This window comes from Mobilicoccus caccae, assembly GCF_030161635.1.
Classification (GTDB): domain Bacteria; phylum Actinomycetota; class Actinomycetes; order Actinomycetales; family Dermatophilaceae; genus Mobilicoccus; species Mobilicoccus caccae.
Genome location: NZ_BSUO01000001.1, coordinates 2294998 through 2316514 on the forward strand (window position 1 = coordinate 2294998; position 21517 = coordinate 2316514).

At 70.0% G+C, this 21517-nt stretch carries 23 protein-coding genes; 13 read left to right on the top strand and 10 right to left on the bottom strand.

From position 1 onward, the window contains the following. Positions 1 to 101: 101 nt before the first annotated feature. The 3 genes from QQK49_RS11135 (at position 102) to QQK49_RS11145 (ending at position 3524) form a co-directional block, all read left to right on the top strand. Positions 102 to 1685, top strand: coding sequence for an alkaline phosphatase D family protein (locus QQK49_RS11135; protein WP_284303974.1), 1584 nt, complete (start codon positions 102 to 104; stop codon positions 1683 to 1685). Between the two features lie 116 nt (positions 1686 to 1801). Then, positions 1802 to 2161 carry a SpoIIAA family protein gene (locus QQK49_RS11140; RefSeq protein WP_284303975.1) on the top strand — a complete coding sequence of 120 codons (360 nt, stop codon included), beginning with the start codon at positions 1802 to 1804 and terminating at the stop codon, positions 2159 to 2161. Between the two features lie 253 nt (positions 2162 to 2414). Further along, positions 2415 to 3524, top strand: a complete 1110-nt coding sequence (locus QQK49_RS11145) for a hypothetical protein (RefSeq protein WP_284303976.1) — start codon at positions 2415 to 2417, stop codon at positions 3522 to 3524. A gap of 214 nt (positions 3525 to 3738) precedes the next feature. On the opposite strand, the gene QQK49_RS11150 is transcribed toward QQK49_RS11145, so the two are convergent. Beyond that, positions 3739 to 4866, bottom strand: coding sequence for a heparan-alpha-glucosaminide N-acetyltransferase domain-containing protein (locus tag QQK49_RS11150; protein ID WP_284303977.1), 1128 nt, complete (start codon positions 4864 to 4866; stop codon positions 3739 to 3741). A gap of 256 nt (positions 4867 to 5122) precedes the next feature. On the opposite strand from QQK49_RS11150, the gene QQK49_RS11155 reads away from it, so the two are divergent. Beyond that, the gene (locus QQK49_RS11155; RefSeq protein ID WP_284303978.1) at positions 5123 to 6586 is read left to right on the top strand and encodes a purple acid phosphatase family protein; all 1464 of its coding nucleotides are present in this window, start codon (positions 5123 to 5125) and stop codon (positions 6584 to 6586) included. Positions 6587 to 6603: 17 nt separating this feature from the next. On the opposite strand, the gene QQK49_RS11160 is transcribed toward QQK49_RS11155, so the two are convergent. Then, the gene (locus tag QQK49_RS11160; protein ID WP_284303979.1) at positions 6604 to 7035 is read right to left on the bottom strand and encodes a hypothetical protein; all 432 of its coding nucleotides are present in this window, start codon (positions 7033 to 7035) and stop codon (positions 6604 to 6606) included. Between the two features lie 235 nt (positions 7036 to 7270). Between QQK49_RS11160 and QQK49_RS11165 the strand changes: the two genes are divergently transcribed. Beyond that, positions 7271 to 8032 carry an AAA family ATPase gene (locus QQK49_RS11165; RefSeq protein WP_284303980.1) on the top strand — a complete coding sequence of 254 codons (762 nt, stop codon included), beginning with the start codon at positions 7271 to 7273 and terminating at the stop codon, positions 8030 to 8032. Here QQK49_RS11165 and QQK49_RS11170 read toward each other — a convergent pair. Then, positions 8020 to 8841, bottom strand: a complete 822-nt coding sequence (locus QQK49_RS11170) for an alpha/beta fold hydrolase (RefSeq protein WP_284303981.1) — start codon at positions 8839 to 8841, stop codon at positions 8020 to 8022. The two genes, QQK49_RS11165 and QQK49_RS11170, sit on opposite strands and share 13 nt — an antisense overlap. Positions 8842 to 8931: 90 nt before the next feature. Between QQK49_RS11170 and QQK49_RS11175 the strand changes: the two genes are divergently transcribed. From QQK49_RS11175 to QQK49_RS11190, 4 genes are all read left to right on the top strand, one after another. Next, a complete protein-coding gene (locus tag QQK49_RS11175) occupies positions 8932 to 9597 on the top strand; it encodes a winged helix-turn-helix transcriptional regulator (protein WP_284303982.1) in 666 nt (221 codons plus the stop codon). Between the two features lie 126 nt (positions 9598 to 9723). Next, complete coding sequence (locus QQK49_RS11180; protein WP_284303983.1) at positions 9724 to 10215, top strand: hypothetical protein; 492 nt, start codon at positions 9724 to 9726, stop codon at positions 10213 to 10215. Positions 10216 to 10445: 230 nt separating this feature from the next. Further along, positions 10446 to 11063, top strand: a complete 618-nt coding sequence (locus QQK49_RS11185) for a hypothetical protein (RefSeq protein ID WP_284303984.1) — start codon at positions 10446 to 10448, stop codon at positions 11061 to 11063. After that, positions 11060 to 11482 (top strand): FUSC family protein, encoded by a 423-nt coding sequence (locus tag QQK49_RS11190; RefSeq protein ID WP_284303985.1) that lies wholly within the window; start codon positions 11060 to 11062, stop codon positions 11480 to 11482. The genes QQK49_RS11185 and QQK49_RS11190 overlap by 4 nt, the downstream gene beginning before the upstream one ends. 208 nt (positions 11483 to 11690) lie before the next feature. Here QQK49_RS11190 and QQK49_RS11195 read toward each other — a convergent pair whose 3' ends face one another. The 4 genes from QQK49_RS11195 to QQK49_RS11210 all read right to left on the bottom strand — a co-directional run bounded on the left by QQK49_RS11195 (position 11691) and on the right by QQK49_RS11210 (position 15106). Beyond that, complete coding sequence (locus QQK49_RS11195) at positions 11691 to 12329, bottom strand: AMIN-like domain-containing (lipo)protein (RefSeq protein ID WP_284303986.1); 639 nt, start codon at positions 12327 to 12329, stop codon at positions 11691 to 11693. A 145-nt stretch (positions 12330 to 12474) separates the two neighbouring features. Next, positions 12475 to 13248: an amino acid ABC transporter ATP-binding protein gene (locus QQK49_RS11200; protein ID WP_284303987.1), complete on the bottom strand. Its 774-nt coding sequence runs from the start codon at positions 13246 to 13248 to the stop codon at positions 12475 to 12477. Next, positions 13245 to 14138: an amino acid ABC transporter permease gene (locus QQK49_RS11205; protein ID WP_284303988.1), complete on the bottom strand. Its 894-nt coding sequence runs from the start codon at positions 14136 to 14138 to the stop codon at positions 13245 to 13247. Before QQK49_RS11205 ends, QQK49_RS11200 begins: the two co-directional genes overlap by 4 nt. Further along, positions 14135 to 15106 carry an ABC transporter substrate-binding protein gene (locus QQK49_RS11210; RefSeq protein ID WP_284303989.1) on the bottom strand — a complete coding sequence of 324 codons (972 nt, stop codon included), beginning with the start codon at positions 15104 to 15106 and terminating at the stop codon, positions 14135 to 14137. Before QQK49_RS11210 ends, QQK49_RS11205 begins: the two co-directional genes overlap by 4 nt. 291 nt (positions 15107 to 15397) lie before the next feature. Here QQK49_RS11210 and QQK49_RS11215 point away from each other — a divergent pair, with 291 nt between their 5' ends. Both QQK49_RS11215 and QQK49_RS11220 read left to right on the top strand, forming a co-directional pair. Beyond that, positions 15398 to 16099, top strand: a complete 702-nt coding sequence (locus QQK49_RS11215) for a branched-chain amino acid transport system II carrier protein (protein WP_284305890.1) — start codon at positions 15398 to 15400, stop codon at positions 16097 to 16099. 336 nt (positions 16100 to 16435) lie between these two features. Continuing rightward, positions 16436 to 17626 carry a multidrug effflux MFS transporter gene (locus QQK49_RS11220; RefSeq protein WP_284303990.1) on the top strand — a complete coding sequence of 397 codons (1191 nt, stop codon included), beginning with the start codon at positions 16436 to 16438 and terminating at the stop codon, positions 17624 to 17626. A 15-nt stretch (positions 17627 to 17641) separates the two neighbouring features. On the opposite strand, the gene QQK49_RS11225 is transcribed toward QQK49_RS11220, so the two are convergent. The 3 genes from QQK49_RS11225 to QQK49_RS11235 all read right to left on the bottom strand — a co-directional run bounded on the left by QQK49_RS11225 (position 17642) and on the right by QQK49_RS11235 (position 19581). Continuing rightward, positions 17642 to 18193, bottom strand: coding sequence for an MmcQ/YjbR family DNA-binding protein (locus QQK49_RS11225; RefSeq protein ID WP_284303991.1), 552 nt, complete (start codon positions 18191 to 18193; stop codon positions 17642 to 17644). 190 nt (positions 18194 to 18383) lie between these two features. Further along, entirely contained in the window at positions 18384 to 19226 is an 843-nt protein-coding gene (locus QQK49_RS11230) for a class I SAM-dependent methyltransferase (protein ID WP_284303992.1), read from the bottom strand. After that, positions 19219 to 19581, bottom strand: coding sequence for a cupin domain-containing protein (locus QQK49_RS11235; protein ID WP_284303993.1), 363 nt, complete (start codon positions 19579 to 19581; stop codon positions 19219 to 19221). The genes QQK49_RS11230 and QQK49_RS11235 overlap by 8 nt, the downstream gene beginning before the upstream one ends. Before the next feature lie 217 nt (positions 19582 to 19798). Here QQK49_RS11235 and QQK49_RS11240 point away from each other — a divergent pair, with 217 nt between their 5' ends. Beyond that, positions 19799 to 20242, top strand: a complete 444-nt coding sequence (locus QQK49_RS11240; RefSeq protein WP_284303995.1) for a VOC family protein — start codon at positions 19799 to 19801, stop codon at positions 20240 to 20242. Positions 20243 to 20729: 487 nt separating this feature from the next. After that, on the top strand, positions 20730 to 21467 hold the full coding sequence (locus tag QQK49_RS11245) for a hypothetical protein (protein WP_284303996.1): 738 nt from the start codon (positions 20730 to 20732) through the stop codon (positions 21465 to 21467). Positions 21468 to 21517 lie beyond the last annotated feature (50 nt).

Consider the following 21517-nt stretch of genomic DNA (forward strand, 5'->3'; position numbering starts at 1 on the left):
GCGGCCCCTTCAGGCCGGCGTCGCCAGGTGTTCACGCACCCGACGCCATGGCGTCCACTCACGGTCGGCCGGCGTCGGCCGTCCGCGAAAAGGGTTGCGCCATGGCTCTCCCCACCGTTTCCCCTGACGTCGGCGTCGACCGTCGGCACGTCCTCACCGGCATGGGCGTCCTCGGCGCCGCAGCCCTCCTCGGCCTCGATGCCGCACCGGCCAGCGCCGCGCCGCGGGACTATCCGTTCACGCTCGGCGTCGCCTCCGGATGCCCGGCTCCCGACGGCGTCGTCCTGTGGACCCGGCTCGCCCCCACCCCCTTCGAGGCGGACGGCGGTATGAAGCAGCCGGCGGGCGTGCAGTGGCAGGTGGCCGAGGACTCCCGGATGCGGCGCGTCGTCGCCCGCGGGCAGGTGCGAACCTCCGCCGCCCTCGCGCACTCGGTCCACATCGAGCTGTCGGGTCTGGAGGCCGACCGCGTCTACTACTACCGGTTCCGTACGGGCCGCAACGAATCCGCGATCGGCCGCACCCGCACGCTCCCGCGCCCCGGTGCGCGGGTGGATCAGCTGACCTTCGCGTTCGCCTCCTGCCAGGACTATGCGAGCGGCTACTACTCCCCCTACGCGCACATGGCGAACGACGACCTCGACTTCGTCGTCCACCTCGGCGACTACGTGTACGAGGGCGCGATCCCCGCGGACGGCGGCTACCGCAAGAAGAAGAACAGCGTGCCCACTCCGGCCCGGCCGGCCCCGTCGTCGCTGGAGCAGTGGCGGTATCGGTACGCGTTGTACAAGCGTGACCCGCAGTTGCAACTGGTCCACGCCCGCTTTCCGTGGTTCGTCACGTGGGACGACCACGAGGTCGTCAACGACTACGCCGGCAACCACTCCCAGTACGAGGGCAAGAAGGACATCACCGCTCTCCGCCGAGCTGCCTACCAGGCCTATTACGAGCACCAGCCGCTGCCGCACTCCTCCTCCCCGACCCGCTCGGGAATGCGGATCTACCGGGCGGCGCCGTACGGCGACCTCGCTCACCTGTGGATGCTGGACGGACGCCAGTACCGCGACGTCCCGCCGTGCGGGTGGGGCGAGGCTCCGGCCTGCGAGCCGCAGAACGCGGCGAACATCTCCATGCTCGGCCGGCGCCAGGAGTCGTGGCTGCACGGCGGTCTGGCTGCGTCGGGGGCCATGTGGAACATCCTCGGCAACAACGTCATGGTCTCCCGCCTCGACCATGACGGCGACAAGGGCGACGTCCTCTGGCACGACGCGTGGGACGGCTACCCCGCCGCCCGCCGGCGGTTGCTGGACACGATGGTCGAGGCGGGGACCCGTAATCCCGTCTTCGTCACCGGTGACTGGCATTCGACGTTCGTCAACGACGTCCACCAGGACTTCAACCGCTCCGGGTCTCCGGTGGTCGCGACCGAATTCGTCGGCACATCGATCACCACCAACGGCGACCGAGCCGTGTACGGCCCCTACTACGGGCCCATGATCGGCTACAACCCGCACATCACGTTCTTCGACGGCGACCGTCGCGGCTACGTGCGGTGCACCGTCGACCGCTCGCAGTGGCGGACCGACCTGCAGATGGTCGACACGGTGAGCAGGCCCGACGCGAACATCGAGACGCTGGCCTCGTTCGTCGTGGAGGAGGGCAGGCCCGGGGCCGTGCGCGACTGAGCCTCGGCGAGGCGGGGCCCGCCGGACATGATCGGCGGCCCCGTCCGCGTGCTCGGGAGCGGCCGGCAGGGCAGAGTTGGAGCTGGAGCCGGTGCCCCCAGAGCAAGGAGTTGACCATGTTGACCACGACCGTCCTGGGAGGGACGAACATCGTCGAGATCGAGTTCTCCGGCCACCTCGAGGCCGATGCGATGGCCGAGTGCCACCGCACCCTGCAGCAGACGATCGACGAGCACGGCAGCATCCGCCTGCTGGCCAGGTACGGCGAGATCGACCTCCGCAAGATCGAGCCCGCGGCGTTCTGGGAGGACCTCAAGAACACCGTGCTGATCCCGAAGATCGACCGGTGTGCCATCGTCGCCGAACAGGGGTCGCTGCGTCGGGTCTCCGAGGTCGTCGGCCGGGTTCTTCCGGCGGAGATCCGCACCTTCGAGCCGGCGGACGACGCACAGGCGCGTCTCTGGGTCGCGAGCTGACGCCCCCACGTCCGCACCACGTGAGGACCACCCTTCTCCCCCACGGGAACCCGGAGGGTGACGTTCAGACCGGACGCCATGGACTCAGGACTCGACGCCGCCCTCCGGCTTCGGCGTGAGAGGGCGAGCGCGGGTCGAGGCCGGGACGCCGGGTGGATGCCCGAGGACCGGATCTCTCGCGAACACCCGGATCGTCTCGTACCGTGAGAATCCCACGCCCGAGACGAGGGCGCCCGGCACGAGGGAGCACCCCATGGACCCGATGCAGATGCAGTGGCTGTGGATCGCCCTGGCGATTCTCGTCCTCCTCATCATCGTCGTCGTCATCGCCCGATCCGCCTCCAAGAAGAAGCGGGAACGCGCGCGTGAGGACGCGGAGATCCTCCGCACCAAGGCCCACGAACACGACCGCGACCTGCGCGAACGTGCTGCCCGCGCCGAAGAGGCCGACGCTGTCGCCCGCCGCGCCCGCGCCGAGGCGGACGCGAAGGCCGCCGAGGCCGAGCGGCTGCAGATCGAGGCGGAGAAGCGCGGGGAGGTCCGCGACGAACTGCTGACCCGCCGCGATGAGCAACTGCGCGAGGCCGACCGGCTCGACCCCGACGTGCGCACCGACAAGCACGGTCGACGCCTCGACGACGGCCGGTCCGTCGCCGACGACCGCGCCGAGTGGGACCGAAACTCCCACCAGCACGGACACGCCGGCGCCGCGCCCGCAGCCCAGACCGACGCGTCCACCGACCGCCGCGACGATGCCGCCGACGTCCGCCGTGACGAGGTCGAGGACCGAGGACGGCACGTGGTCGGCGACGACGAGGGCGACGCCCGTCTCCGGTCAACCCCCACCCCCGGTGAGGAGCGGGTCGCCCAAGAGCGCTTCACCACCCCCGGAGCAGGGGTGGCCGACGGCCCTCGCGCCACCGGCGGCCAGGCCGATGGAGTCGTCCACTCGGACGGCTCGGATCGCCACGACGACCTGCGGCGGGACGACGTGCAGGGCGACGAGCCGCGAGGCGACCACCTGCGGGGCGACGACGCACGAGCCGAGGACTCGCGGCCTCAGGACGGGGTTGGGCGACGCGACGACGAGCGCGTCGGGAACGGTCCGGTCGGAGGCCCGCAGGTCGAGGATGCGTCGACCGAGAACGCGCGGGGTGAGGACGGGCTGCGGGATCGGACGGCCGACGACGACCGCGCGGGGAGCACGCGCACCGTGCACGTGTACGACCCGAACGGCCCCTCGAGCGATGAGATCGTCGCCGGCGCCGACGGTGACGGCACTCCGGATCAGAGTGGCGGGCGTCTGCACCGCGTCGACCCCACGCCCGAGGGAGACGTACCCCCGCGAGACGACCGCCGCTGACCCCGGCCTTCGGCCGGGACAGGCCTCGGGTCGGACGCCCGGAGTCTTCCGAAGCTCACCTCGCACGACCGGGCTCACCTCACGTATCGAGCCTCACCGGCGACGGTGAGGCTCGATACGTGAGGTGAGCCTCGGCGCCCTCGACCCCGAGGTGGCCGGGCGCTGAGGTCGGCACCCGGTGAGCCCGGCCGGGTGTCGTCGGACCGGTCTGCGTTCAGGCCTTGACGTACACCCCGCAGCGGTGCAGGAGGGCGGCGAGCAGGGTCCAGGCCACGACCGCCGCGACGCAGAAGGGCCACGGTGATCCCGGCATCCCGACGGCGTCCGCGAGCGCCGCTGCCCCGAGGTCCGCCCAGGAGGGTGCGTCCCCGCGGGCGCTGCCGTGTGGTCCCCGCAGCACGAGGGCCTCCATGACGACGTGGGATCCGAAGTAGACGAGCAGGCTGTTGCGGCCGAGGGCGATGAGGGGGAAGCGACCGGCGCTCTCGACACGGCCCACCTCGCGTGTGTCGAGCAGCAGGTACAACGCGAGCAGGATCAGGACGACGGCCGCCGCGACCCCGAGCGCGAACGGGGCGGTCCAGAGACGCTTGAACGCCGGGACGACAGCGCTGGTCACTGCAGTCATCACGAGGCAGGCAGCCAGGATGATCGTCCCGCCCCACAGGAAGTGCGCCGTGTCCCGCCGATCGCGCAGCAGCCGGCCGGCCGCCGCGCCCACCATCGCCGACACGAGCGCACCGAGGATCGCGACGAGCCCCTCGGGGTCGTGCCCGAGCCGCCCTCCCGCATAGGCGTGCACGCCGAGCCACACCAGATCGAGGTCGCGCGAGGGGTTGCACTCGGGGGTCAACCCGGCCGGGCACCTCGCGGCCGAGCCGAGCAGGAGCCACATCTGCGTCACGGCCAGGACCCCGGCCGCCACCAGCCACCGCCACCACGACGTCGCCACCGTGCTCACCAGTGCGACGACGCACACGACCACGGCGTAGAGCTGCAGCACGCCGGTCAGGCGCAGGGTGGCGACGTCGACCGCACCCGACACGAGGTACTGCGCCATCGCGCTGTAGGCGAGGCCGGCGGCGAGGAGGACGACGACCCGCCGCGCCTCGCGCAGTGGACGGACCCCACGGGCGTAGAGGATCCCGAGTCCGGCCCCGCTGAGGGTCACGAACGCCGGGAACACGAGATCCACCGGATGCACCCCGAGCCACGGGGCGTGCGCGAACCACGTCGGCGCCGCGTACCAGGCGTTGACGGTCACGCTGACCACGAGCATGAGACCGCGAGCCACGTCGAGCGCCGCGAGCCGTCCTCGCGTCGCGCGTTCACCGGTCCTCACACCCTCAGTGTCGAAGAGAACACCGTGCTCCCCCGGCATTGGACGACGACGACACGACACCTGACCACGGCTGCCGTTCTCCCGTAGGCTCGCTCGGCGACGCCGGAGACCCGTGCACACCCCTCGCCCCCGCAGTGCGATCGGCGCCCCGTCCGAGCCGTCCTCCCGCAGAGGTGACCCAGACCTCACGTCTCGTTCACCCGCCCGACACGACCCGGTGGTCGAGGCGGGTCATCGCACCCGAGATCATCGGGTCATGAGGGGATATCCGGTTCGGGGACTGCACATCCAGTTCGGTGGGGACGCCGCCCGCGAGGTGGTGGTGAGTTGGTTCACGGAGGTGCCGGTCACCGGCGCTCACGTGCGCGTGACTCCCCGGGACGCGGGGGCCACTCGGGCCGTCGACGCCGCCACCCGCAGCTACACCGACGCGCGCTCGGGCCGCAGCATCCACGCCCACCACGCCGTCGTCACCGGGCTCACCCCCGATGTGCAGCACGACGTCGTCGCGGTCCACGACGGCGCCTCCCCCGAGCACGGCGACTGGCGCACCGCGCCGACCGGGCGGGCTCCGTTGTCCTTCACGACGTTCGGCGATCAGGGTGTCCCGATGGATCCCGACGAGGCCGCCGTGCTGGGGCTCCCCGTGCCCGGCGGGGGCCTGGGCGCGCCGGAGGCCGCGGGGACCACCGCTGGGGTCGAGTCGTTGCGACCGCTGTTCCACCTGCCTGCAGGAGATCTGGCGTACACCAACCTCGCCGTCGACCGTGTGGAGACCTGGGTGCGGTACTGGGACCACACGAGCACCTCGGCCCGCTTCCGACCGTGGATGCCGGTGGCGGGCAACCACGAGAACGAGCTGGGCAACGGCCCGCTCGGCTACGACGCCTACCGCACGTTCTTCGCGCTGCCTCACGCCGAGGGACACACCGAGGCGAGCCGCGGTCTCTGGTACGCCTTCACGACCGGGTCCGTGCGGATCGTCGGCATCCACACCGACGACCTGGCGTTGCAGGACGCCGGCGACTCCTACGTGCACGGCTACTCCGGCGGCGCCCAACTCACGTGGCTGCGCAACGAACTGGCTACCGCCCGTACCGATCCCGACATCGACTGGATCGTCGTCGTCGGGCATCAGGTGTGCATGAGCACCGCCGACCTGGCCAACGGCGGGGACCTCGGACTGCGCCGCACCCTCATCCCCCTGTGCGACGAGTTCGACGTCGACCTCGTGCTCGGCGGGCACGACCACCACTACGAGCGGTCACACCCGATCCGCGGCTGCGCCGACAACGAGACCCTTACCCCCTACCGGCATCCACCGACACCCGCCACATCGATGCCACCCGCGGCACGGTGCATCTGCTGGTGGGCAGCGGTGGCACCTCCGCGCCGACCACCGCGCGCCTCACGACTCCCCCGACGTGCCGCGTCATCACCGGTGTCGGCGAGCCCGACCCCGCGGTCGGTCGCCGCCTGCCCCACCACGTGTGAGAGAACGCGCCCTGGTCCGCGAGTCGCAATCTGGCGCATCCCTACGGCTTCGCGCACATCGAGGTCGATCCGGGGTCCGGGCCGGGTGAGCCGACCCATCTCGTCGTCACCTACCACGACGTCCTGGACGAGCACGGAACCCTGCGCGAGTTCGAGCGATTCACGCTCACACGCCCCCGCTCGGACGGCACCCCGCACGACGCCCGCCGGGCACTGCACGAGGTGAACGCCTGAGGATCCCTGTCAGGTGGAGTCTTCTCCTGCGCGCCGTTCCACGTGGTCCGGACCGCGGGATCGCCGCACGAAGCGCAGGACCGCGTCGGTGACCAGCGTGATGACGATCGTCGACACCAGGAGTCCGGCGAGAAGCAGGATCAGACCGACGAGGTAGAGGCCGGTCTCGTCGGTGGACGCGGCCTCCCAGGTCCAGGGCACGGCGAGTCCGGCGGTGACCCCGACGACCGTCGCCCAGGCGTGCCGGCCCTGCGCGAGGACGCACGTGAGGATCGATCCCAGCAGCACGATGATCGCGCAGCCGCTCACCTGCCACACGGAGTAGGCGGCACCGAAGCGGTAGGACAGGAACGCCGCCCACGCCACGAGGCCCACCACCAGTGAGAGCCCGAGCACCACCGTTCCGGGCGCCGCAGCCCGAGGCTGGTTCACCTGTGTCATCGCCACCCCTCGATCGTTCGCCTGTCTCTCACCATGCGCGCACGGCGACCGAAGGACAAACCCCCTCGCCGATCCTCACCCGAACGTGACCGAACCTCCACCGGCCGAGCCGGATCCACCGATCACCGGGTGCGGGAGGCCGTCAGCGTCACCCGCGCGGCTCCTGGCAGCGGCACGGACTCCGACGGGATCGTCCAGCAGACCCGGAGGCTGCGGCCTCTCATACCCTCGCCGTATGGGCACGAGCGATCCACGGGGCGCCGGCATGATCGGCGAGGAGTTCTCCCGACTTCCCCTGCGCCGCGTCGAGGTGCGCCCCGACGACCCACCCGAGCAGGGAGTGTGGCCGCTGACCATCCCGGCGGTCGCCCGGTTCGCCGCCCACGGACTCGACCTCGGCGCGGCGACGGTACTCGTGGGAGAGAACGGGACAGGCAAGTCCACCCTCGTCGAGGCCGTCGCCATGGCGTACGGGCTGAACGCCGAGGGCGGGTCGACGGGGGCGATGAACAGGACGTATGCGAGCGAGTCCGGCCTGCACGCCCACCTGCGATGCATCCGCAGCGGCGGCGCGAGTCGGTGGGGGTTCTTCCTGCGGGCCGAGACGATGCACTCCTTCTTCACCCACCAGGCCTCCGCTCCGAGCCCGTGGGATCCGAACTTCCATCACCTGAGCCACGGTGAGTCCTTCGGCGCCCTGCTCGACAGCAGCCGGTTCGAGGGCCCGGGGTTCTACGTGCTGGACGAGCCGGAGTCCGCGCTGTCGTTCACGGCCCAGCTCGCCCTGCTGGGGCGCCTCATCGACCTGACCGCCGACGGACGTTCCCAGGTGTTGCTGTCGACCCACTCCCCCGTCCTGGCCTCCCTCCCGGGCGCGCGCCTGCTGGAACTGGGCGAGTGGGGCTGGCGCGAATCTGCATGGGAGGACTTGGAACTCATCGACCACTACCGGCGCTTCCTGGACGGCCCGGAGCGCTACCTGCGCTACCTGGTCTGAGCCGGCGCGCCCGAGAAGTGTGCGGCCGCCTCGGTGATCGTGGCGTCGTCGAGGCCGTGCCATTCGCCGGGAAGGATGCGGTAGGTGACGTCGGGAAGTGCCTGTTCGAGCTGTTCGGCGAAGGTGTGGATGATCGGCGCGGTCTTGTCGGAGGCCAGCAGGAGCGTGGGCCGGCTGACGTCGGCGAAGCGGGTGGCGGGGGTTGCGGGCAGGAAGGTGAGTTCGTGGACGATCGAGGGCGTGTTGGCGATGTCCTCCTCGCTCAGCGGCGGCATCTCGGCGAGCACCTCCTCGGGGACGCCGACGATCTGCGTGTCGAACCAGCGGTGTGCCGCTGCCCGGTCCTCGTCCACGCGGCGCTGGGCCTCCGTGGCCAGGTGGAGGTCGGGGTCGGCGTCGGGGAACAGCGGGGGCTCGAGCAGCACGAGTCGGTCGATGGGCAGGCCGGCCTGCGCGGCGAGGAGTGAGAGCGTGGCGCCGGAGGAGAACCCGTAGACGACGGCGCTACCGCCCGCCTCCTCGATGACGGCCTGGAGGTCTTCGAACTCGCGCTCGACGGCGTAGGGGGCGGTGTTGCCGCTGCGGCCCTTGCCGCGGCGGTCGTAGGTGTAGACGGTGAAGTGCTCGGCCAGTGCCGCGGGCAGCGTCGGCTGCGGGGTGGTGGCTCGTGAGACGCCCACGCAGTGGACCATCACGAGCGCCGGGCCCGAGCCGAGCCTGGTGTAGGCGATGGACGTCCCGTCACGGGAGGTGAGGCTGCCTTCGTGCACGTCGGTGCTGGTCTGCGTGGCGGTGAGGTGCTCGTTCATGGATCGCTTCCTTCTCTCGGCCTGCGGTCATGAGTATCTTAAACATAGTGTCCACTTGCTTGTCCATAGTCTTTCGGAGAGAATCGGGTCATGCCCATCAAGCGCACCTACGCCCAGCACGGGGATGCCTGCGCCGCAGCGCATTCCATGGAGATCCTCGGCGACCGCTGGACCTACCCGGTCCTGCGGGAGCTGATGCTCGGCCCCAAGCGCTTCGGTGAGATCGCCGCCTGCGTGCGAGGCATCACGCCCGCGGTGCTCACGGGGCGGCTGCGGGAGATGGAGCGCAACGGCCTCGTCGAGCACGATCAGTTGCCGCCGCCGGCCAACGTCGAGGTCTACGACGCGACGCCCTGGGCGCGTGAACTCGCCCCGATCTTCGAGCAACTCGGCCGGTGGGCGCAGCGCTCCCCCACGCGAACCGTCCACGGCTGCGGGCTGACTCCGGATGCCACCGTCCAGTCCATGCTGACCATGGCGCCGCCGCGCAGTGTTGATCCGCCGCTGGACGTCGACCTGCACCTGCACGACGCGCGCATCGGCCACGACGGCTACCACTACCGCGCGCACTGGGGCGACCGCCTCACGATCGAACGGACGAACGGACGCTCCGGCGCCCCCGCCGGCCTCAGCGCCGACTCCACCACCTGGGCGAACGCCCTCTACCTGGGCACCGGACTGGACGAGATCGAGACCGACGGCGCGGTCGAGGAGATCCGCAGGCTCGTGGACGCGTTCTCACCGGCCGGACCCTGACGCACCGCCCACCACGGCCCGATGTGAAGCGGCTGTGAATGAGCAGAGCGGTCGACGAGATACCCGCCTCCTACTGTCACGACGAAGAGGCCGGCACACCGGCCGCACCGACAGGAGGATCACGTCATGCGCATCCGATCGACGCTGGGCGTCGCGGCTCTCACCCTCGCCCTCGCGGGGTGCGCCACCGGTGGCGGATCGGGCACCTCGACCGCGATCAGCGCGCCCGTGCCCGCGACCGCTCAGACGGCTCCTGCCGCCTCACCGACGACCGGCACGGCCGGACACTCGGCGAACGAGGCCACCCCCACACCCGGCGCCACGTTCACCGCCGTCGGTGACACCCCGCACTGGCGTGCGGTGGTGAACGACGGCGTCCTGACGACCGAGGGGGCCGGCGTCGGCGAACGCCGCGTCACCGTCGTCGGTGCGGCCTGGGCCAAGGGCGTCGAGTTCACCGGGACCGACCGGGGCAGCTCGATCTCCTTGATCATCCGCGCTGGTCACTGTGCAGGTGCCGACGGCAAGGACACCGGCCAGAAGGCCGAACTCGTCGCCGGAAACCGGATGCTGCGCGGCTGCGCCGTCCCCGGCGTCGCCCCCGCGACCGGGGCCTGATCCACCCCGGGGCGGCCGGTCCCCGCCGACGAAGAACAACACTGACAACATGGACACCACCTGGGTCTGAGGGCAAACGCCCTGACCTGCGGCGTTGTGATTCGTGACCGAGTCAGCCCCCCATCGATGTTGTCGGTGTTGTTCTTCCACTCCCCGTGATCGGGTGAGAGGGACCCGCGTGCAGCGAACCCCGACCTGCGTCGCCGTGAGCGAGGCGGTGGAATGGGGCGATGACGACGTGGCGACAGGTCTTCGCGCTGGGCCCCTCGGCGATGCCGCTCGCGATGCGAGCGCGGTTGGGACTGCCGACGATCGCCCTGCTCGTCGCGCCGGCCCTGTTCGGGCACTTCCTCCTCGGACTGCTCATGGGTCTCGGGAGTTACAGCGTGCTGTTCGGCGCGGTGCCGAGGCGTCGTCACCGCGCGGTCGTCATGGCGGTGACCGGGGTGGGTCTCGTCGCCGCGGTGTGTGCCGGAGTCGCGGTCTCCGGTTCTCTCGCGGCCTCGCTGGCCGCGTACGTCATCGCGGCGTTCCTCGGCGTCGTGCTCGACGAGGTGGTGCCCCTCGGTCCTCCCGGGCCGTACTTCTTCGTGCTCATGGTCGGTGGCGGGGGTGTCGTCGGGCAGGCAGGAATCGGGGCGGCGGCGATCCTGCCGTGGTTGTGCCTCGGAGCGGTCGTCGCGTTCGTCGCGGCCGTGGCCGGGCGCGACGATCCGCGCGCCCGGATGCCTCGGATCGGTGTGGCGGGGCTGCCCCACAGAGTGGCCGACCGTCTGCGTTGGCCAGGGCGTGAAGCCCGGGTGTTCTGGCGGGTGGCCTCGCCATCGGTGTGGTGCAGGTGGTCATGACCGCCTTGGGCGACCCGCACCCGTTCTGGGCCGTCCTCGCCGCCGGGCTCGTGCTGATGCCACCCAAGGAGCCGGGCGCACTGGGCCTGCGCGCCGCGCACCGGGTACTCGGCACCCTCGTCGGCGCCCTGGCCTACGAGGTGTGGGTATCCCTGGTTCCGGGATCGGTGCCGGCCTTCCTCGCCATGGGGGTGCTGTTGTGGCTGGTCATGGCGCTGTCACCGCGCAACTACGGGTACGCGTGCGTGGGGATCACCATGCTCGCGCTGCTCATGACGCAGGAGCTCACCCCCGGCGTTCCACCCGGTGCCCTGGCCGGCAACCGCGTCCTCGACACCGTCGTCGGCGGGGTCGTCGCGCTGGCCGTGTTGATGATCCTGCGGCCTCGGCGGCGCGTTTCCGCAGGTGAGAGTGACTGATGCGTCCAGCCGAGTGACCGCGGATGAGACCGGAGGTCTCCGAGACCTGGGCCCCGAGAGGACCGGTCCCCGCCGTCGAAGAACAACACCGACGACATGGACGCCACCTGGGCCTGATGGCCAACGCTCTGACCTGCGGCGTTGCGATTCTCGACCCGGTCGGCGTCGATCGATGTCGTCGGTGTTGTTCTTCGATCCCCTCAGACGGCTACCGGTGGGCGATGTCGAGTACCACGCGGTCGCCGCGCGCGCCGTCGACGACGAAGAGCCGGTAGGGCTTCTTCTGTGCCACACCGACGCCGAGGGTGGTGACGCCCTCGAACGACCCTGCGAGAGCGACCTGACGCAGGGTGCGGTACCCGCGGGTGGGCACCAGTTCACGCGGGTTGCGCGGGTTGTACACGATGCGGCCGTTGCGGTCATGGACGACGTTGCCGATGGTCACCCGCAGGCGAGCGCCGCCCCGCAGCGGAACCCGATACCCCGACCCGTCCTGATACACCTGGGAGACGTACGCCGCGGACACGCCGCCACGCGCCACGCCACCCTTGACGTCGATGACGACACGGTCGAAGCAGGGGTGGCGCCCGGCCCTCACCGCGGTGATCGGCGCGGTGCTCATCGCCGGAAATCTGGCGCCCTTGGCACCCGTCCCCCAGGCCGTCCGACAGGCAGCGGCCGAGGTGGACGCGGTGACTGCTGCCGATACCCCCGCCGACGCAGGGGCCTGCGCCGCGGCGGGCACGGCGAACACCCCGCTGACCATCGCCGAGGCCGCCATGGCCGTGACCGACCCGGCGACTGCGCGACGGGACCGTCCAGTGATCCCGAACTTGATCCCCAACATGATCGTCTCCCTTCGCTCAGGTCGAAAGGGACTGTGCTGTACCGGAGTTCGACCCGAAGAGACCCCCGGGACACGAGCCTGCCACCGTCGGGCGCGCACGACAATGGTCATGACACCGACTCCGCCGCCCGGCCGCTCCCCCGGCTCAGAGCACCTTGGACAGGAACGCCTGGGTGCGCTCGTGTCGGGGGTCGGCGAGAACCTCTCTGGGGTCACCGCGCTCGACGATCATGCCGTCGTCCATGAACATGAGCGTGTCGCCCACCTCGCGGGCGAAACCCATCTCGTGGGTGACGACGATCATCGTCATTCCCTCGTGCGCGAGCATCCGCATGGTGTCGAGGACCTCGCCGACGAGTTCGGGGTCGAGGGCCGAGGTGGGCTCGTCGAACAGCATGAGCTTGGGTTTCATCGCCAAGGCCCGGGCGATGGCCACGCGCTGTTGCTGACCTCCGGACAGTGACCCCGGGTAGGCGGTCGCCTTCTCCGACAACCCGACTCGTTCGAGCAACTCGTGGGCGTGTGCGCGGGCCTCGCTCCTCGACCGGCGCCGGATCACGTGCGGCGCGTAGGTGATGTTCTCCAGCACCGTCATGTGCGGAAAGAGGTTGAACCGCTGGAACACCATGCCGATCTCGGCGCGTTGGCGGGCGATGTGGTTCGGCGGCAACTCGTACAGGCGCTCGCCCTTGAGGCGGTAGCCGACGATCTCGCCGTCGATGCTCACCCACCCGGAATCGGGGCGCTCGAGGTGGTTGATGCAGCGCAGCAGCGTCGACTTTCCCGATCCGCTGGGTCCGATGAGGCAACTCACCGCACCGGAGGCGACCTCGAAATCGACGCCCTTGAGCACCTCGTTGGCACCGAACGACTTGCGGATCGCGTGTCCGCTGACCAGGGCCGTCTGTTCGTCGGTCATGCCGTCACCTTCTTCTTGCGGCGCCTCGGCGTGGAGCTGTGTTCCTGACCCCGCCCGAAGTGCCGTTCGAGGTAACGCTGCCCGATCCCGAGGATCGTGGTCATCAGCAGATACCAGAGCGAGGCGACGATGAGCAGCGGGATCGTCTGGAACGTGCGGGAGTACACGATCTGGGCGCTGTGCAGGAGTTCACCGACGCCGAGCACGGAGACGAGCGAGGTGTTCTTGAGCATCGAGATCACCTGGTTTCCGGTCGGCGGCACGATGATGCGCATCGCCTGCGGCAGGATGATCCGCCACAACGTGCGGCCACTGCCCAGGCCGAGCGCGGAGGCGGCTTCGGTCTGCCCGCGATCCACACCCAGCAACCCACCACGCACGATCTCGGCCATGTACGCGGCCTCGTTGAGCGTGAGCCCCAGCAGGGCCGCGAACAGGGGTGTGACCAGGCTGTTGACGCTGCCTTCGTAGAGCGTCGGTCCGCCGAGCGGCAGCCCGATGCGAAGAACGGGGACCAGCGCCGACAGGTTGAACCAGAAGATCAACTGGATCAGCAGCGGCGTGCCGCGGAAGAACCAGATGTAGGCGCCCGACACCGACGAGAGCAGCGGATTTCCCGACATCCGCATCACCGCGAGGATCACGCCGAGAATCACGCCGAGCACCATCGACACGACCGTCAGACCGACGGTCAACAGGGCACCCAGCGCCATCGTGCGGGCGGTCAGCCATTGAGCGACGACGCCCCATTCGAAATGGGGATTCGTGGCGACCGCCCATGTCGCATACACGACGAAGAGTGCCAGGAGCACCGTGGCGACGGTCTGCCAGGGGTTTCTCCGCGCGACGACCTCATACTCGTCGGTGGCGGGTGTGGCGGTGTCGGTCACGAGTCACCGTCCGCCTTCGTGGCCTTGTCGAGGACGGCGTCGGACATGCCCCACTTCTCGAACATCTGCGCGTACTCGGGCATCCCCATGAGTTTCTGCAGGCCCTTCTGCACGGCCGGCGTCAACTCGGAGCCCTTGGGCAGGGCGACGGCCACGGGTGACTTGTGGATCTCGTCGACGAGGTCGATCGAGCCGGGTCGCTGCTTGGCGGCCCAGCCGAGAACCGGGGTGTCGGCGAGGACGCCGTCGACGCGCCCGGTGCTCAACTGCAGGAGCGCCGCCGTCTGGTCGGGCAGGACGACCTGCTCGATGTCGGGCTGCCCTGCGCTCTTGCACTTGGCGTTGTGCTCGGGGATGCGCTTGGTGTTCTGGATCGAGCCCTGCTGCACGGCGATCTTCTTGCCGCACATGGTGTCGACGCGCACGTTCGCCGGGTTGCCGGCCTTGACGGCGAGCGAGGTACCCCACGAGGCGTACTCGATCATGTCGAGCACCTGGACGCGGTCGGCGCTGGGCGCCATCGACGACACCGCCAGGTCGTACCGCTTGGCCTGCAGCCCGGGGATGATGCCGTCGAACTGGACGTCCTGGATCTTGACGTCCACGCCGATGACACGGCCGAGCGCGCGGGCGACGTCGGGGTTGAGTCCGATGATCGTGGAGTTGTCGGTGGCGAAGAACTTCGACGGCGCACTCGACACGTTCATCACGACGGTCATGCCCGAGTCGCGGACGGAGGCGGGAACGGTCGCGGCGATCGCCTCGTCCTTCTGGACGTCGGCGAAGTCGTCGAGCATCTCGGGTCCGGCGCCCGGCGCGGCATCGGTCGCGGCGCCGGTCGCCCCGCCCGGCGCGCCGGCCTGGGGAGTGGTCTCCGGATCACTGCACCCGGAGACGAGGAGCAACCCCGCGGTGACCACCGCCATGGCCACGGTCGGACGGGTGAGACGGGTGAGCGCAGCGAACATGGGGCCTCCTCATGGGCGACGGCCGGCGGAACGGATGCTTCAGGGCCGTCCCCGCCGTCTGGAGATGTGACGCCACGGTTATACCTGCTGGACGGCTGAGAGCCACTACAGCGTCCGCCGCAGTTCATCTCGAGAACCCCGGCGACATATCCCCGTCGCATCGCCACGGTCCACTCCCCGCGGCACGCAGCGATCCCGCTCCTGCTGCGCCCTGAGCTGCGGCGTCCCCTCCCCCGTGGGAGAACCGACGTCGCGTTCGGATGCCCTCGGCTACCCACCCGCCTGCTCACGCTGGCCTGCGGAGTCGGGTTCATCGGCCTGTTCGTCGTCTACGGCGGGCTGCTCTACCTCGGTGCCACCGGCGCCGCCCGCACCGATCCCAGCCAGGACCGCACGGTCCTGCTCACCGACCTCGTCCGTCTGGCAGGCGGCAACTGGCTGGTGTCCGCCCTGTCGCTGGCGGTCATCATCGCCTGCATCACCACCGCCGCCGGACTCACCTCCGTGGTCGCCAACTTCCTGCACGAGACGATCAAGATCCCCCACCGCCTCGGTGTCGTCATCGTCTGCGTGGTCGGCGTCTTCCAGGCGCTCGGTGGGGTGGAGCGGATCGTGGCCATCGCCGGCCCGATCTTCCTGTCCATCTACCCGATCTCCATCCTCATCGTCATCCTCGGCCTGCTCGGCTCGCTGGTGCCGAACGACGGCGTGTGGAAGGGCTCGGCCCTGCTCGTGGCGATCGTCAGCCTGTACGAGGCCGCTGCGCTGGTCGCCGACATGATGGGGACGCAGATGCCCGCCGCCCTGCAGTCGGTCTACCACCTGATTCCGCTGGAGGAGCAGGGATTCGGCTGGATCGTGCCGGCCATCGTCGGCGCGATCCTCGGTGGCCTGCTGTGGCCGGGCCGGTCGGCGTTGCTCTCCCGACGCGTCGCCGACAGGCTCCGCGGACGGCGTGCCGGTCGACAGACGTCGTCGGTCGAGGCCACGTGACCCTCGTAGGTGCCGGGTCAGGTCGGACGAAGAACAACACGGACGACATGGGCAGGGTTCGGGCAGCACGCACACCTCGCTGACCTGCATCGACTCGAGCGCCTACCGGATCGATGTCGTTCGTGTTGTTCTTCGATCGGGACGAGCCAGGCATGAGCCGCCAAGACCGCCGCCTATGGGCGGCGGTCTCGGCGTTTCATCGGTTCGCCGGTGATGTGCTTCCGGCGACCGGAGGATCCCCTCGTCCGGTTTGGTAGCGTCCCGTCGGGCGGTGCGGCCCGCGACCTTCCCCTCGGCGGCCGACACCGGCCGGCCGGCATCGCCGTCAGGAGCCCCGTGACCGAATCCAATGCCCGCCCGCTGCCCTCGCGGCGGCGGCTGCTGATCATGCTGGGCGCGTTGTCGGCGTTCGGGCCGTTGTCGTTCGACATGTACCTGCCCGGACTGCCCCAACTGACCCGCGATCTCGGTGCGGGTGAGACCGGCGGCCAGCTCTCGTTGTCGGTGTCGATGATCGGGATGGGCATCGGTCAGGTGGTCATCGGACCGCTCAGCGACCAACTCGGTCGGCGACGCCTTCTTCTCATGGGGGTCTCGCTCTTCACGGTCGCGGCGGTGGCGTGTGCGCTGACGCCCAGCCTCGAGTTCCTGCTCCTGGCACGACTTCTCGGCGGTATCGGCGGCGGGGCGGGGGCCGTCCTGGCCCGGTCGATGGTCCGTGACCTGTTCAGCGGTCGTGAGGCCGCCCGCGCGTTCGGGATCACCGCGCTCGTGTTCGGCGTCGCGCCCGTGGTGGCGCCACTGCTCGGGGCGTTGCTCATGGCGGTCACCGGGTGGCGGGGCATCTTCGTCGCGCTCGCGGTGTGCGGCACCGCGCTGTTCGTGGCGGCGATGCGGCTGCCCGAGACGCTGCCGCCGGAGCGTCGCCATGACGGCGGTGTCACGTCGCTGTTCAGCGAGTTTCCGCGGGTGCTGCGCGACCGGTCGTTCCTCGCACCGGCGCTCGTGCTGGCCATCGGGTTCCAGCCGCTCAGCCTCTACCTGGCGATGAGCAGCTTCGCCCTGCAGCAGGGTTACGGGCTGACGCCGCAGCAGTTCGGGTATCTGTTCGCCGCGAACTCGGTCGGCATCCTCCTCCTCGGCCGCATCAACCTGCGGGTCGTGGACACTCTCGGGCCGTACCGCGTCCTCACCTGGACCGTCGGGTTGAGCATCGTCGCGTGTCTGGCGGTGGCCGTGGCCACCAACGTCGGTGCGTCGGTGTGGTGGGTGCTCGTGCCGCTGTTCTTCGCGATCTCCATCGCCGGCCCCCTGCTGCCGAATGCCACCACCCTCGCGCTCGAGGGTCAGGCCGACGCGGTGGGCGCCGCGGCTGCGTGCATAGGCCTCGTGCAGACACTGTTCGGCGCGCTCGTCCCGCCGGCGATCTCGCTCCTCGGGGTCACGCCGCAGCTCATGGGCACGGCTATGGCGATCACGTCGGTGCTGTGCGTGGTGCCGCTACTGGCGGTGCCGCGGCGCGGGTGAGTGCTGCGTCGGGTCTCAGCGTCCTCGGAGTCGGCGGATCGCGGTCGCACCGACGCCGTGCAGCGCGAGGAGGTCCGCGTCGGAGGTCGCGTCGATGAGGTCGCGCGTCGTCAGGCCGGCGGCGGTCAGCGCACGTCGCGCCGGTGCGGGCAGGCCGTCGAGGGGGTCGGGCTCCTCCCCCAGGTGCGCTCGGACCATGGCCGGTGACGCGCGGTGCGCCCAGGCGTCGGTGATGATCTCGGTGAGCTCGTCCACGCCGATCTCGCCCAGCCGGGAGAGTTGCACGAGCACGCCTGTGTGTCTGGCGAAATGGTCGATGCCGAAGAAGGGTCCGTCGGCCTGGACGAGGGCGGCCTTGGCCTCGTGATCCGGCATGAAGACGACCAGCAGGTCGGTGTACATCTCGCCGGTCGCGGGATCGATCGCCGAGCTGTGCGGAGCCCGGTAGAGCAGATACCCCTTGCCGCGGACCTTCCACGTGGGCCGATCACCCCAGGAGATGCCGAGTTCCGACCCGGGCAAGGACGCGGCGATGCGATCGACGTCGTCGGCGCGCGCGGCTCGCATGGGAGTCACGGTAGGCGCATCGGACCTGCCCGGGAAGACCCGCCGCCCGATCCCGCTGGGGCGCGTGGCATCGCCGTAGGCACGGCGGCAGCTTCGGTGGCATGAACCGTGGCAGCGAAATGGTCGCCATCACGACCATTCCCCTGCCATCGTGGCTGCCACGACGAGTGAGGCGGAGGCCCCTTGGGAGTCAGGCGCGTCTGCGGGCGACGATCGCGATCGCGCCCAACTGGGCTCGGTTGTCGCGGAAGCTCTTCCGCATGGCCAGCACCCGCTCGCGGGCGGGCTTGTTGCGCGCGACGTTGACGAAGAACCGTGTCGCACCGATGACGCCCTCGTCGGCGAAGACCCGTGTCGGCTCCAGCAGCCGCATGGGTGCGTGGGCGGTCCAGACGATCTCCAGGCCGTGCGCCTCGAGGAGTGTCTGCCAACCCTGCAGGGTCAGTGGACGGGCGCCGACCTTGATGGTCCGCGAGATCTCTCTACTCACAGGGTCGCCCGGTCCGCCGACCGGAGCGCCGGAGCGGGTTCCGGCGTCCTCGATGCGTTCGAGCTCGTGGATGGCGTAGCGGCCTCCGGGCCCGAGGAGTCGGGCCGCTTCGGCGACGATCGAGTCCTTGGTCTTCTGGTCGTGCATGGACAACATCGCTTCACCGACGACGAGGTCTGCCTGCCCGGTGGGGAGTCCCGTGTCGGCGGCGTCGCGCACCTCGAGCCGGGCCTGGGGGTGGCGGGCGAGAACGGCTGTGAGAGCAGCGGATCCCTCGGGGTTGGGGTCGACGGCGACGTAGGTCGTGGGCTCGGCCGCGAGGAGGACCGTGGCGGTCCTGCCGACGCCGGGCCCGAACTCGACGATGCGGTCCCCGGCGCCGGGGGCGGCTGCCTGGAGGAGTCGCCGGGTCAGGGCCAGGCCGCCGGGGCGCAGCACGCGCTTGCCGAGGGTCGCGAGCAGCCAGTGTCCCTGCATCTGTTGCTCGGGCGGTCCGCGTCGGCCGGTGGGGCGCAGCGGGATCGAGGTCGTCGGCTCACTCATCGTCGGTCTCCTCGACCAGGTCCATGTCGATCATGACGAGCGACATCCGGCACGCCGTCTCGGCGTCGAGGGCGTGCCGGGCGCCGGGTGCGAGGTAGATGACGTCGCCGGCGTTCATGAGGTGCGGCTCCCCTTCGACGGTGAATCGCATGCGCCCCTCGAGCAGTTCCACCACGACCGCGCGCGGCGAACTGTGCTCCGTGAGTTGCTGACCCGCGTCGAAGCTGAAGTTGACGACCCGCAGTAGAGGGTTGTCGAGCAACACGCGGGAGGTCGTGGACTGTGGGTTGACGGGCAGCTGGTCGTGCAGGCCCAGGTGGGCCGAGGACTGCCCGATCGGGGTTCTCTTCGGCATGGGGGTCCCTTCGGGGTCGATGGGTGGCCGGGTGTTGCCGGTCCTGCCGGACAGTAGGTCCGATTAGGTGACCCTAACAGTTTTGATACGGAAACTAACGTGTGAAAAATGATCTTCTGTGTGAGGGTGTGGCGGCCTGCCCTTCGCGCGCGGCGGCGGGAGGCGGGTTCCGGCTCACCCCTCCCGCCTGTGGTCACTTCTGAGTAGCGTGCGAGTCATGCCTCTTCGTTTCGAGAACGTCGGCATCGCGGTCCGCGACCTCGACGCCGCCATCGCCTTCTTCACCGACCTCGGCCTCACCGTCCTGGGCCGTGACACGGTCAGCGGCGAGTGGGCAGCGACCGCCACCGGCCTCGACGGCAATCACGCCCACATCGCCATGCTGCAGACTCCCGACGGCCACGGCCACGGCCGGCTCGAGCTCTTCGAGTACGTCCACCCCGACGCCATCGAGACCCACCCCACCCTGCCCAACGAGATCGGCATGCACCGCGTCGCGTTCTCCGTGGACGACCTCGACGCGGCCCTCGAGATCGCCGCCAAGCACGGCTGCCACCCGCTGCGCGGCGTCGCGACGTACGAGGACGTCTACAGGCTCACCTACGTCCGCGGCCCGAGCGGCATCATCGTCATGCTCGCCGAGGAGCTGCAGAAGAGCTGATTTCTCGCCCTCGGCCACCAGGTCGACGCCGACGTAGCGCAGTTTCGACGTACCGAGCCGACCCTTCGTGGCGCGAGAAGCTCTCTGACCTGCAGTGATCCCAGCCGCGGACTTCGAGATGACGTCGAAACTGCGCTACCTTTCGGCTCACCGCGCCAGATCGGCTCCGAGCGACCCACGACATCCTGCTCACAGTCGACAGGCCTCCGCGCGGGGCACCTCGGACAGGACAGCGCCGACCTGCTCGAAGAGTGGGTACGCCACATCGAGTGACGCGGATCCGGCGGTCAGGCGGGCGGCGTACCGACCGTTCGCGCAGGTCCCACCAGCCTCCGCGAGCGCCAAGGGAACCTCCGCAGGAGCCAGGGCCGACCACCCATAGATTCATGCATCCTTCTCCCCCGCCACTTGCCGCGATCAGGCGCACACTGAGACCAGCGCGGGGGTCGACAAGTGACCAGCCAGCGCTGCGAATCATGGGGGCATCATGCGTGGATCACGAGTCACTACAGCCGTACTCGGCGCCGCGCTCCTCGCAGCGCCGGCGACCCTCACCGCGCCGACCGCCGCTCAAGCTGCACCCTCGGCGATGACCGCGCCGGCCGCAGCAGCAGCCTGGGCGAAGCCCGTCCCGAAGGGCGATGTCACGTCACGCGTGGATGTCGACGGTGATGGGCGTGGCGATCTGACGACGTTCCGCACCATCTCCCGTGATCAGGAGACGGCCCGCTACCGACTCACCGTCCGCACGAGTCGCGGCAAGACCTCCAGCCTCTCCTTCGCCCTCCCCGATTACCTCGACCAGCCCGCGTCGGACTTCTGGGTCGGCGCGACGGGCATCGACGGCGTCCGAGGCAACGAGATCGTCCTCGACCTGATCGGTGGCGTCGGCGATGCGACCGACATCCGCACCTACGCCTGGCGCAACGGCAAGCTCGTTCTCGTGCCGGCGGCGGGCAGCAGCTCCCGCTTTCCGAATTGGCCGCTCATGTGGGTCGATTTCGGCCGCGCCACCGGCTTCACGTTCTCGATGGGCAAGAGCGGAATCCGCTACGTCACCAAGCACGACCTCAAGGCCTCACGCAGTGGCCGCACCTTCACCGGCACCAACACGCTGTACCGCTGGTCAGGCAACGGATGGCGCAAGCTGAAGACCACCAAGGTGAGCGTCAACCGCAAGGTCGCCAGCTCCTACACCGATCTCAACGGCCTGACCTGGCGCTGAGCTGCGAGTTCGGCCGCTTGCGCAGGCTCTGCTCCTCACCGCAATGGTAG